Raw genomic sequence first — 13608 nt, forward strand, 5'->3', positions numbered from 1 at the left:
CATCTATGACTTGGTGTTAGCAGATGTGATGATGCCCAGAATGGATGGATTTGAGTTGCTGCGATCGCTACGGGCTTCACCAAATACCCAGACAATCCCGATTATTTTGCTCTCTGCCCGTGCTGGTGAAGAATCACGGGTGCAAGGTTTAGAAACTGGCGCAGATGACTACTTAATTAAACCCTTCTCGGCACGGGAATTGTTAGCGCGAGTCAATGCCAACCTCCAATTAGCACAGCTGCGAAGCGAAGCAGTCTACCGCGAACAGGTAATGCAGGCAGTACAAACACTCAATAATCGCTTAGAGCAACAAGTGAAAGCGCGGACTGCTCAACTAGAAGCCATTAACCAAGAACTGGAGGCGTTTTCTTCCTCAATATCCCACGACTTGCGAACGCCGCTACGCTACATCAGCAGCTTTGCCGAACAGTTGCAAAGCAAGCTCAATGCAACCCCCGTCCATGCATCCAGTTTGCAGATTCTCAACATTATCACCAAATCTGCTCTTGAGGCAGAAAAAATGGTAGACGACTTGCTGGAATTTTCCCGCCTGGGGAAGACAAAAATGTATTTAACTACTGTTAATATCAGCCAATTGGTGCAACAGGTGCGAGAACACTTGCAGCCGGAGCTAATCGGGCGATCGCTCCACTGGGAAATCGAACCATTGGCAACGGTAAAGGCTGATTCGGCACTGCTGCGGCTAGTACTACAAAATTTGCTGTCGAATGCCGTCAAGTACACGCGCAATAACACCGAAGCTGCCATCAAAATTGGTAGGATTGAACAGGAGCAAGAAGTGATTTTCTTTGTCAAAGATAATGGTGCAGGGTTCAACATGGAATACTGCGATCAACTATTTAGCATATTTCAACGGTTGCATCCCCAGGACGAGTTTCCTGGCACAGGAGTCGGGCTTGCCACTGCACGGCGGATCATTCATCGACATGGCGGACGCATCTGGGCAGAAGGCGCAATCGACGAGGGCGCAACGTTTTACTTTTCGCTCCCGAAACATAAGGTGTAGTTATGACAGCATTGCGCTTTCTTTTGCTGGAAGACAATCCCCTTGATGCAGAGGTGATAAATGTCACCCTGACCGATGGCGGCGCTAATTTTGAACTGCTCCGGGTAGAAACTCGCGCTGAGTTTGTGAAGGCATTAGAAACCAATGCGTTTGATTTGATTTTGGCAGACTATACCTTGCCCGGTTTTGATGGCATTTCCGCCTTGAAAATTGCCGAAAACTTGTGTCCTGACACGCCCTTTATTTTCGTCTCTGGCAGTATGGGCGAAGAATTGGCGATTGAAGCCCTGAAACTGGGAGCCACCGACTATGTGCTAAAGCGCAACTTACGGCGGTTGGTTCCTTGTGTCCAACGAGCGCTACGAGAAGCCCAAGAAAAGCGCGATCGCCAACTTGCCGAAGCCCGCCTGCGTCAAGTTGCGGCCAAACTGCCTCATGGCGCTGTGTTCATTGTGGATCGAGATTTGCGCTACCAGCTTGCAGAAGGCGAAGCACTAGAGTGGGTCGGTATGACTACTGAAAAATTTGTCGGCAAAACACTCTGGGAAGTCCTCGAACCCGCCTTGGCAGCCAGCTACGAACCCTACTTCCGTCAAGCTCTCAATGGCGAATCATTTGCCTTTGAGCACAACAGCCACGATCGCTACTATATTTCTCATGGCACACCCTTACGCAACGATCGCGGTGAAGTTGATGCTGTGCTGGTAATGTCCTACGACATTACCGCTCGCAAACAAACCGAAACCGCCCTCAAACAAAGTGAAGCTCGCTTTCGGTTAATGGTGGAAAGTGCAAAAGAATATGCCATTTTAACCATTGATCCCAACGCTACGATCACCAGTTGGAATGCTGGTGCCGAACACTTGTTCAAGTATTCAGAAGCAGAAATGATTGGCCGTGACAGTCGCAGCCTTTATTCCTTTGAAGACAACATAAAAGACCGTGCTATCTGGGAATTGCAGACCGCCCAAACTCAAGGACAGGCAGAAAATGAGTGCTGGCATATCCGAAAAGACGGTAGTCGCTTTTGGGGTAGTGGCTTTGTGATGCCCATACGCGATGAAGCGGACGACGTGCAAGGATTTATTAAAATCATGCGCGACGTAACCTCACAGAGGCAAGCTGATGAACGTTTTCGGTTGCTCTATGACATCACCAGCGATCTCCTGGCGGTTGAGCAACCGATGACGCTGATGCACAATTTATTCAGCAAACTCGCACCTGTGCTAGGGTTGGACTTTTATTACAACTACATCGTCGAGTCAAAAGACAACCGCCCCATCCTACATTTGAAAAACCATCAAGGCATTACTCAAGAGATCGTAGAGGCGATCGAGTGGCTTGAGTTCGGTGAAGACCTCTGTGGATTGGTGGCTCAAGAACGCCAGCAAATCGTTCTCGACCACGCCCAAATTGCCACTCATCCTCGTGCCCACACCATCCGCGACCTGGGTGGCACCACTTATGTCGGTCAACCGTTAATTATCCAAGAACGGTTATTGGGAACCATCTGCTTTGGTAGCCGCACTCGCACTCGCTTTACAAGAGAAGAAATCGATTTGCTGCAATTGATTTCTGAGCAGATAGCGATCGCTCTTGATCGCGCAAACCTAATTGTCTCAATTCAGCAACACGCAGAACAGTTGCAACGAGCTAACCAGATTAAAGACGAGTTTTTAGCAGTGCTGTCTCATGAGTTGCGATCGCCCCTCAACCCCATCTTAGGCTGGACACAACTGCTGCAAAAAGGCAAGCTCAATGCCACCCGTCAACGTGAAGCACTGCTAACGATTGAACGCAACGCCAAATTGCAATCACAATTAATTGAAGACTTGCTCGACATTTCGCGCATTATGCAGGGCAAGCTGTCCTTAACAGTAGCTCCCGTCGATTTAACCTCTGTTATTTCTGCTGCTGTCGAAACGGTGCGTTTAGCAGCAGAAGCAAAGAATATTGGGTTACAGATTGATTTTGAGGCGACTGCACCTATCTCTGGTGACGCTGCCCGTTTGCAGCAAGTGGTGTGGAACTTGCTTACCAATGCCGTCAAATTCACACCAACTGACGGACAAGTAATCGTTGAATTAAGGCAAATTGCAGGGCAAGCTCAGATCCGGGTGAGCGATACAGGCATTGGCATTCAACCGAAATTTCTCCCGTATGTGTTTGAGTATTTCCAGCAAGAGGATAGCTCGACGACGCGCAGATTTGGGGGGTTGGGGCTTGGCCTTGCGATCGTGCGTCAAATTGTAGAACTGCACGGTGGTACAGTCAAGGCAGAAAGCTTGGGTGAGAATCAGGGCGCAACCTTTATAGTTCAAATACCTATCTTGAATCAGTCAGCAAAAATTGTCCTTGAGTCAGATCACGCTAAAGCATCAAGCGCAGAGACTCCCTTAAGCAACCTGCAAATTTTGCTCGTAGATGATGATACTGATACTCGTGAGTTTGAAGCATTTTTGCTAGAACAAAATGGCGCAAAAGTGACAGCCGTAGCGTCTGGGCTAGAAGCATTGCAAGTACTTGATAGTTTCATTCCTGATGTAATTATGAGTGATATCGGCATGGCTGATATGGATGGCTACATGCTGATTGAGCAAATTCGTTCGCGCCCAGCCAATCAGGGAGGAACGATTCCGGCGATCGCGCTTACCGCTTATGCCGCAGATATTGACCAGCAAAAAGCGTTGACTGCTGGGTTTCAAGTTCACATTACCAAGCCATTAGAACCAGAGGAGTTAGTCAGGAAGATTCTAAACCTGCTAGAACACAACTAATAGGGTGAAAACCCTGTTGAAATCGTGCGTGTACTCGCAGCAAACATGGACATTGCACGGGAACTCGCCGGAGAATAAACAAACTAATTGTTTATAGTCAAATAAAAATCATCACATGCAGCAATGCAACACCAATATCCAACATCCAAAATCCGAAGCTGACTATGGTGTTGGGAACTTTTTCTTTTGCAGGTTTGGCTTCTTTAATATCCAGCAATCGTGCTAATTCGGTTGTATTCAATGACTTGACGAGACTCAAACCAAGCGACTTACTAGAAATGCTTTGAGTGTATGCGGCGTTAAGGTAGGGCGTGTATTGCGGCTTTCCTACAATGTATGTTTGGAAAAAAGGTAAGCTTAAAACATTCATGTAACGACGCGCTTGGGAAGCATCGCCAATCATATCAGCAGGTAATGCTACTTGTTGATTTGTAGGGTTGGCATTGCCAATAGTGGAAAAGTGAGTGCCACCTACAAGCATGACGAGATATTTTTGTGAATTCGCCAACCAGGAGAAAGGTAAAATTTGTTCGGATAAAGCTGGTACAACTGTATCATCACTACTGCTGACAATCATCACTGGAGTTTTGATTTGACTTAAGCCAGCTTTGCCAAAAATAGAACTAGTAATGGGATTAACTGCGATCGCAGCTTTCACTCTCTCATCCCGCAGGTTATAATCCTTGCCAGACTTACTGATGCTCAATTCTAAAGCGCGACACTGGAGCATTAAAGACATATTCCAGGTATTTTGCAGTGTTGCTGGTTGACAGTCAAGTTTTAGCTGCTCAAAGTTGATTTTAGCGCCTGCCAAGGCTAAGGCTGTGTAGCCTCCCAAAGATTGACCAAATACTCCGACTTGTTGCAGATTTAACCGACCTTTAAACCGTGAATCAGATTGATTCCCTTTTTCCAATTGATTCAAGATATATGTTATGTCCATTGGTCGGTCTTGAAATTCACCTGGTTCTGCTATTTCATTGACGCGTCCTTTTAATAGAGAACGCAATTGTTTAGCATCACTACCAGGGTGATTGGGAACGACGACGGCAAATCCGTAAGAAGCTAGATGCGTGGCTAAATATTGAAAGTTGCTGCTATCTAAACCCAACCCATGAGAAATCACAATTACGGGTGCAGCATTCTGGACATTGGGAATATAAACATCAGTTAACAAAAGCCGATTGCGTGTTGAGTCAAAAAACTTTTGGGTGTATTTTTGCGACTTAAACTTTCCCGGAACCTTTAAATCGGGCAATTGCGATAAATTCGGTTGTTTGATAGTAGCAGCTTCTATTTTAGACTCTTGCGAAACTGCTGCGATCGCTCGATGGGTTTGGTTAACAAGTTTCTCTAATTCCGTAGCTATTTCTAAAGTCTGCGCTACGTCAAGGCGAATGCTGCTGGTGGGATATTTACGCAATACATTCAAAAGTGTTAAGCCTTCCGATTCACCAGAGGCTAAAATTAGCGCCGAACGCAAAGCACCAAATCCTGGTTCTGGGTGACTGCTTTTGATAATTTGTGCTAACCGATGCAGCAACAACTCTCCTTGGGGTGTGTGGAGAAGTTGCGAAACTACTACCGGACTAACTTTCACACGATTAAGTAAAATCCGCCGCAATTCTTGAAACTGTTGTAGAGGCAGATATTGCTGATACGCTGCCAAATCTTCGTTAATTACACCTGTTTTAGCATACTTTTCTAAAGTAGTGACTGAAATGGAAAGCTCTAAAGCTGAATAAGATGCATAAATCTGCTCTGCTGCCAAGACAGAATTGCTAATTCCAAACGTTGGCAGCACCATTGAAAGAACCAGCAATAGAGAATTTTTTCTCAGGGTGCTGGCCCAATTACCAAACAAACTATTCATCGCTCAACTGTTTCGGTAGTCTAGTTTTCTCAGGTGTTGGCTTTGGTAGTTATTCGGACACCCTGCTTGGTTTACTTAAAGTTATTAGCCTGGATTTTATCAAAACAGAATTTAGGAGTCAGTAGTTAGAATCGTCTACTAATTAATTCTGACTCCTGAATTCTGATTTCTGAACTCTTCTTCAAGAATTTTCTCTTGGCTATCAAATTAATAATCAGATCCTACAGAGTCACACAGATGGTTCAAGTATCCATCTTATAAGAGGCTGACCCCGTAGTTTGCCTTCACTAGTAAATCATAACAAATAAAAAATGTTCTGCCTCAGTATTTATGTTGTAGCTTTGAAGATGGCACGAATTTACTAGATGAAAAACCTAGTACTAATCTTGAAAACTATTCTTATTAATTAGCTTTTCCCAAGGCGATCGCTACTGAACCTATGACTACTAAACCCGCTCCTAATATTGCTATGGAAGTGAAGTTTTCTGATGGTATCCAATTAGGTGCAATAACTGATACAACTGCAACTGATATTAATGTCACAATGGGAGCTAAAGCTATTACTGCACTCACTCGTGATGCTTCCCAATGCTCTAATGATTCGGCAAAAGCACCGTAAGCGATTAAAGTATTCAAACCACAAAAAACGAGTATTAATAAATGGAAGCTATCAAGTATAAAAAGTGATTGTATTTTGGCTAAAGGAGTGAATAATAAAGCACAGCCCCCATAAATAATCAGCATAATGCTAGGGGAAGATAAAGATTGTAATAGCTGCTTTTGTGCCAAAGCATAAATAGCCCATGACGTTGCTCCTAGTGCTATCAAGACACTACCTAGTATGTATGTGCCAGGCGCTGTAATTAAATTTGCTAGTTGTTCTCGAAAAAATAAAATATAACCGCAAATCATTACACTGACACCAATCCATTGATACAGCCGATAACGTTCTTTAAAAATCACTAACCCTCCGAAACCTAATAAAAGGGTAGATAATTGAATGAGAACTTCAGCGTTAGCAGGCGATGTTAGTGCTAAACCTTGCATGAAGAGAAAGTAATTAATCCCTAAGAATAGTGTAGCGATCGCTAATAATTTCCAAGAAGCAGAACGCAGTTGTTCTAACTTTGGTAATTTACCACGTATTCCTAAATACACACCAAGCAGTAAAAATGATACCAAAAACCGAAACCAAATAACGGTATAGACATCAAGTACTTGCAGAGCGATCGCCAGAGCAATAGGTAAAATTCCCCACAATAAGGCCGTCAATAGCGATAACACTAGCCCTAAGCGCCAGCGACCAGAACTTTGATGTAGTGACATTCAAATATTTTACCTAGAGTAGGGCTGATGATAAATTAAACGTATCGAATTTGTATACCTAAATTTTATCAAGCTCTTGTAGATAAAGCATGTTAATAGCCTGCTGAATGCAAGTTAAATGTAGAATAGCTTACCTACCTTACTGAATTTCTTTATAGTCTAATAGCGTTTTTTGATCACATAAAATTTGTAAATTGTCTAATTACTTTACATGAATATTACATTTGGAATTTCATTCAAGATGTATAATTCTTTCGCTGTTGTTTTACCAAAAAAAACTTATGGGGATTATACCCATAATAAGCTTAGTAGTCTTTATTACTAGCTTATCAATTTATTTGCTACTGACCTCAAAAGGTCGGTTTTTGCTGAAATCTTTGGTAACAAAAATAAAACGCCAAGGGTGGAAATTCAGGAATGTTTTGTTTAATTACCTGAGATCAAGATTTTCAAAGACTATAACAATTGCTGCCATTATTCTGGCAGCAGTAATAGCTGGAAATACCGTATCGGCACAGGTTACGCCGCCGCCTCTAACTTCGCTCAAGAGCGTATCGGTTCCAGAGCCTAACAATCTAGGAGACTTTGTAAAAGACAAAGTAGCTGCAATCAAGTTAGGAAAGGCTCTTTTCTGGGATATGCAAGTTGGCAGCGACGGAAAGACCTCCTGTGCTAGTTGTCACTTCCATGCTGGAGCTGACAATAGATCCAAAAATCAGATTTCTCCTGGGCTTTTGCGGATTAATGCTAATGGTACAGTGAATCCGGATACAGTTTTTGATGTAGGTGGTGGGCCAAACTACCAGCTTAAACCGGGAGATTTTCCCTTCCACAAACTGTCAAACCCGAATGATCCTAAAACCGTTGTATCTGACCGAAATGATGTCAGTTCCTCTCAGGGCGTCTTCAATGCTAAGTTTGTTGATGTTAAACCTGGTAGCGCGGAAGACGAAGTAAAAAACGAGCTAGATCCGGTGTTTAACGTGAGAGGTACAAATGTGCGCCGCGTCCAGCCGCGTAACACCCCAACGGTGATTAATGCAGCATTCAACTTCCGCAACTTTTGGGATGGAAGGGCAGAGAACATCTTTAATGGGGTGAATCCCTTCGGTTTAAGAGATCCTAACGCCTCTGTAGTAAAAGCAGAAAAGCCAAATCAACTCAAATTTGTCAAAATCAGACTGAATAATTCGTCTTTGGCTTCTCAGGCGCTTGGGCCGCCACTGAGTTCCTTCGAGTTGTCGGCTGATGGTCGCACTTTTCAAGAAATTGGTGATAAGTTCGGGCGAATTGACAACAAAAAATCTCTCAGCAAACTGCCGGTAGATAATCTAGATAATCTTGCTGATAATCTAGTTGGGCCGCTACTCAATTCTGTTGATGAACTTACTGGTAATTTGGCGCAAATTGGCAACAGTACATCTATCAGCACACTGGTGCAAAATGTTCTGTCAATTAGAGGTACAAAGCTCCCCCGAGTCCTGGGGCAAAAGTTATCTCGCCTCAGACCCTTAGGCAAACAGGTTGTACATCCACAAGACAGCGTTTTAGGTGCAGACAGTAGATCGCCTCAGCCCGGACTGAAGGATAAAACCTACGATGAGCTGATTAAAGATGCCTTTAAGCCGGAGTGGTGGAAGTCTAATCGACTCATCCAAGTTGATTCTGAAGGTAAACGGACTTTTGTCAACGGCGCTGATAACTCATCTCAAACCGATGAGTACACGCTGTTGGAGTATAACTTCTCGCTGTTCTTTGGGCTGGCAATTCAGTTGTACGAGTCTACACTCATTGCCAACGATACGCCTTTTGATCGCTTTTTGGCAGGAAACACCACAGCCTTAACTAAGCAGCAGCAACTAGGTAAAGACCTGTTTCAGGGCAAGGCTCTGTGTATTGGTTGCCACGCTGGATCAGAATTAACAGCTGCTTCAGTGAGCAGCGTAGCTAAAGACGGACGAATCAAACGTGCGCCGTTCGGTGCAAAATCCCCTGAAGACAATGGCTTCTTCAATATCGGCGTTAGACCTGTTACGGACGACCCCGGTTTGGGTGCTAATGACGGTTTACAAGGTAATAACCCGCTTTCAGAGGCACGATTGGCTCAGTTAGGGAAATTTCAGCTTCTTCTGGGCCAAAACCCCCCCACCCTGAATCCACCGTTGAATTCTAGTGAAAAAGTGATTGCAGACGGAGCTTTCAAAGCGCCTGGACTTCGCAATGTCGAACTCACTGCTCCCTACTTCCACAATGGAGGTCAAGCCACTTTAGAGCAAGTGATTGATTTTTACAATCGAGGTGGTGACTTTGGCGCTCTTCCCGCATTGAATCTGTCATCAGCAGAAAAACAGCAATTGGTCGCCTTTTTAAAGGGACTAACTGATGACCGAGTTAGGTTGGAGAAAGCGCCTTTTGATCATCCGCAACTTTTTGTGCCCAATGGACATCCAGGTAATCAGACATCCGTTAACGACGATGGTACAGGCAAAGCTACAGATAGCTTACTAGAAATTCCTGCTGTTGGTAGGAATGGTGGTAGTGCTATACGAAATTTCTTGAACTAATACCATTTCACGAAAAACCTGATACCGATAGATATGTAGGGGGGTACATCTGTCATTGGTGTCAACTTAACGCAAAACCCTGGCAATGACGTTATATCAAGCTTACTCAATTACCAATTAAGTCGTCGGAACCCCACCCCGCTTTTGTCTAGCGACAAAACCTCCCCTCCCCGTGAACGGGGAGGGGATTAAGGGTTGGGGTAAAACGCCTGTGGGATAAGCGTTTTTACTTAAGTTGACACCAATGTACATCTGTACGCCCCTACATTTATTCTGACAATTCATCGGTATCTGGAAAACCTCTCTCCTAAGAGGAGAGAGACTTTGAATTTTCCCCCTTCCCGCGACGAGTTGGGGGTTAGGTGAATCGTTAGCTTTTCCACATAACATGAAAAGTCAGACTTTTATTAAGGAGTGCGTAGGCGTAGCCCGCCGGAGGCATCGCCAAGTATCGGTTCTATATTGCTAACTTTGGTATTGTCTAGGTAATTGTAGACTCTTCTCGAAACTTCACGGACAAAATCTCCAGCTTTGGGATCGTAGTTTGGTCTTTGCACCAAAACACCTGCTAAATAGCTTTTCCCGTTGGGCATTTGAATTATACCGACATCACCAATGAGAAATCTCAATGTACCAGTATTGGTTTTATTTTATGGTAAAAAATTGATTGTGACAAAATCTAGTTAATATTAATTAGCTTGATTGAAATTATCTTGTTAGAATCCTAATGCGTTATTCTCAACGTTTGCGACTGCCATCAAAATATTTCAATATTCTCATTGCAGTACTAACTTTTATTTTGTGTCTTTGGTTAACTCCTGTCGTTGCTCAAGCATTAACTAAAGCTCCGGTTATTTTGGATGGACAACAGATTTTTAAGATCAGCGATTCTGGTCAGTATAGCGCTCAAGAACGGACAAATTTAATCAACTCACAACTAAAAGATGCGATTAAAACTTCTGAACCTATTCAAGTTAAAATTGAAAAACGCAACCAGCTACCTACTATTTTGCTAAATGACCGCTATCTGTTAACAGTTACAGAACAAGATACTGTTCCAGGTAGCACAGTTGATGAGCAGGCAAGGATTTGGGGGCGGCAAATTGAAGAAGCCTTACAGCAAGCTCGCTTAGAGCGAACTAAAACCTATCTCCAACATACAGCTTTTGTAGCAGTAGCAATTTTACTCATAACTGCCGGATTCACTTGGCTATTAGGATGGATTAAGCATCACTTTTTTCGAGTAGCTTCACTTCGCTTAACTACTACTAACAATGAGATAGCTAATTCCGAACTAATAAAAATATTAGAATTATTTTTTAAATTAGTGTTGGCGAGTATGCGTATTGCACTTTGGATAAGTGCGATTCTTTATATCACTAATCTCTTTACTTTTACTCGTCAATGGAGCTACCAAATTTCAAATATCCTGATAACCAGTTTCACCTCACCTATTCTGACATTAGGCAAGAATCCTTACTCTCTTACTGAATTAATAATTTTAATTGGTTTGTTGTTCGGCTTAGTTATCTTTGCTGGAACTTTAACCAATTTTTTACGTTCTCGCATTCTATCTTTTACTGGAATAAATCGTGGCGCTCAAGAAGCGATAGTAATACTTTTTAAATATGGCCTGATTTTTATTGGCACACTGGTACTGCTACAAATCTGGGGGCTTGACATTAGCTCTTTGACAATCTTAGCAAGTGCTTTAAGCGTTGGAATTGGCTTTGGTTTACAGGATATTGCTAAGAATTTTGGTAGTGGTTTAGTACTAGTATTTGAGCGTCCGATTCAGGTTGGAGATTTTGTAGAAGTTGGGGAATATACAGGTACTGTCGAGCGAATAGGTGGCAGAAGTACCGAAATTCGTACTCTTGACCACGTTTCAATCATTGTACCTAACTCTCGCTTCTTGGAAAAAGAAGTAATCAACTGGAGCCACCGCAACCCGATTTCTCGCCTTCATCTCCCCGTTGGCGTTGCTTATAGTTCAGATCCCAAAGCCGTGCAAGCGGCTCTGTTAGATGCAGCCTCTAAGCATCCCCATGTATTGCAGGCTCCTTCTCCTCTAGTATTGTTTAAAGAGTTTGGTAACAACACTTTAAATTTTGAGTTATTAGTTTGGACTGCGGAACCTAATAAACAATTCTTGCTCAAAAGTGATTTATACTACAATATTTACGAAGCATTACAGCAAAGACAAATTGAAATCCCCTTCCCTCAGTTAGATTTACATCTGCGTTCTGGCACGTTGGAATTTACGCCAGAAATGCAGTTAGCGTTAATACAAATGTTTGAACAATTGTCAAACAATAAACAACGCATAGATCCAATCAAGCCAAGTCAAAATCAAACGTAAATTCGGATGCGTGGCTTGCTATTAGAAAGCTGTTTGTGCAATAATTATTAATTACTAAAATTTGCTCGACTTTAAGTAGTATTTCAAAAATCACCAAAAGACCTGAGTTTGAGGTCAGATGCTGAGGCAGAAAAGAAAGTAGGATTTAGACCACAAGTAGTTGCGATCGCTTAACTCCAATGAAAGCATCTCAAGATTGCAGAAACATCAGTTTTTCGCAGGATGGGATTTAGTAGTAGAGTGAATTTTAAAGGAGTATTTATGTCACAGTTGGAGCAAGCAGTGCCAGACACCTTTGTAGCCAAAGGCTTAGAAACTCCCCCCAATAATATATTCGACCAGGTTGAGGCTCTGGCCAAAGACTTTGCTACCCGTGCAGGGGCACATGACAAAGATGGTTCTTTTCCCTTCGAGAATTTTACAGCTTTGCATAAGGCAGGATTACTCAGCCTCACCATTCCCCGTGAATTAGGTGGTCAAGGTTTGGGGCTAGCAACTATCTGCCGAGTGATTGAAGGGATAGCGCGTGGCGATGCTTCGACGGCGCTAGTACTGACAATGCACTATCTTCAACATGCCCATGCAGCCCGTAGCCGTCGCTGGCATCCAGAAGTATATAAACGGCTGTGTCGTGAATCGATTGAAGGTATTGCCCTGCTCAATGCTGCCCGTGTCGAACCTGAGTTAGGAACGCCAGCTAGAGGCGGATTGCCTGCTACAATTGCCGAGCGGACAACAGAGGGTTGGCGTTTAACAGGCCACAAGCAATACACCACGGGTAGTCCCATCCTCAGTTACTTTATTGTTTGGGCACGGACAACTGAGGATGAACCACAAGTTGGCAATTTTCTAGTTCCGCGCGATCTGCCCGGTTTGCAAATTGTCGAAACCTGGGATCACTTGGGGATGAGAGCTACAGGCAGCCACGATCTCATTTTGGAGAATGTATTAATCCCCAGAGAGTATGCTTTGAATATTAGCCCCATATCAACCGCGCCATCCTTTGATCCTCTGATTTCTACTTGGGGCAGTTTGACAGTGAGTGCTTTATATCTAGGTGTTGCTACTAGTGCGCGAGACTGGCTTGTAAAATATCTTTGGGAGCGATCGCCTTCTAATCTCAAAGAGCCACTGGCAACTCTGCCACGCTTCCAAACTGCTGTGGGTGAGATAGAAGCACTGCTGTTTGCTAACAATAGATTGATTTATAGCTTGGCTCAAGATATTGATCGGGGTGAGTATGAGCCTAACGTAGGATTACAGGCACAAGCTGTTAAATATCTCACCACAACTAACTCAATTCGTGCTGTAGAGATTGCTTTAGAACTGACTGGTAATCCTGGTCTGTTAAAAAAGAATCCTTTAGAGCGACACTACCGTGATATTTTGTGCAGCCGTATCCATACACCGCAAAATGATGTTATTTGCCAATCTTTAGGGAAGAGTGTACTGGAAGTAAAGTGAGTGGGGAGTGGGGATGAGGGAGCAGGGGGAGCAGGGGGAGAAAGATTGAAGAAAGAGACAAGGGGACAAAGGGGACAAGGGGAGGAAATCAGATGGGGATTCAGACCCCACCTGATTCAAGTCCACCAAAAAGTGGTGGGGGTCTTAAACCCTTGGGCGTTGCCGCACGACTTGGGGAATTGTCTCCCCATCCCCAAGTCCTCTTCGATAACTAC

The 13608-nt window shown here is 43.7% G+C and carries 8 protein-coding genes; 5 read left to right on the plus strand and 3 right to left on the minus strand.

Translation table 11 applies throughout. From position 1 onward, the window contains the following. Both VE944_RS30040 and VE944_RS30045 read left to right on the plus strand, forming a co-directional pair. Positions 1 to 1027 (plus strand): sensor histidine kinase (locus tag VE944_RS30040; RefSeq protein WP_324986171.1); only part of this gene is annotated, 1027 nt, incomplete at its 5' end. A gap of 2 nt (positions 1028 to 1029) precedes the next feature. After that, positions 1030 to 3804 (plus strand): response regulator, encoded by a 2775-nt coding sequence (locus VE944_RS30045; RefSeq protein WP_324986174.1) that lies wholly within the window; start codon positions 1030 to 1032, stop codon positions 3802 to 3804. Positions 3805 to 3901: 97 nt separating this feature from the next. Here the strand turns inward: VE944_RS30045 and VE944_RS30050 are convergent, their stop codons facing one another. Further along, the gene (locus tag VE944_RS30050; protein ID WP_324986177.1) at positions 3902 to 5677 is read right to left on the minus strand and encodes an alpha/beta hydrolase; all 1776 of its coding nucleotides are present in this window, start codon (positions 5675 to 5677) and stop codon (positions 3902 to 3904) included. A gap of 402 nt (positions 5678 to 6079) precedes the next feature. After that, a complete protein-coding gene (locus tag VE944_RS30055) occupies positions 6080 to 7003 on the minus strand; it encodes a DMT family transporter (protein WP_324986180.1) in 924 nt (307 codons plus the stop codon). 281 nt (positions 7004 to 7284) lie between these two features. Here VE944_RS30055 and VE944_RS30060 point away from each other — a divergent pair, with 281 nt between their 5' ends. Continuing rightward, positions 7285 to 9567 (plus strand): cytochrome-c peroxidase, encoded by a 2283-nt coding sequence (locus tag VE944_RS30060; protein ID WP_414690179.1) that lies wholly within the window; start codon positions 7285 to 7287, stop codon positions 9565 to 9567. A gap of 407 nt (positions 9568 to 9974) precedes the next feature. Here VE944_RS30060 and VE944_RS30065 read toward each other — a convergent pair whose 3' ends face one another. Continuing rightward, complete coding sequence (locus tag VE944_RS30065) at positions 9975 to 10196, minus strand: hypothetical protein (RefSeq protein ID WP_324986186.1); 222 nt, start codon at positions 10194 to 10196, stop codon at positions 9975 to 9977. A gap of 98 nt (positions 10197 to 10294) precedes the next feature. On the opposite strand from VE944_RS30065, the gene VE944_RS30070 reads away from it, so the two are divergent. Beyond that, complete coding sequence (locus VE944_RS30070; RefSeq protein ID WP_324986189.1) at positions 10295 to 11929, plus strand: mechanosensitive ion channel family protein; 1635 nt, start codon at positions 10295 to 10297, stop codon at positions 11927 to 11929. Between the two features lie 261 nt (positions 11930 to 12190). After that, positions 12191 to 13393, plus strand: a complete 1203-nt coding sequence (locus VE944_RS30075; RefSeq protein WP_324986192.1) for an acyl-CoA dehydrogenase family protein — start codon at positions 12191 to 12193, stop codon at positions 13391 to 13393. Positions 13394 to 13608 lie beyond the last annotated feature (215 nt).

Source organism: Nostoc sp. (genome assembly GCF_035638895.1).
Taxonomy (GTDB): Bacteria; Cyanobacteriota; Cyanobacteriia; order Cyanobacteriales; family Nostocaceae; genus Nostoc.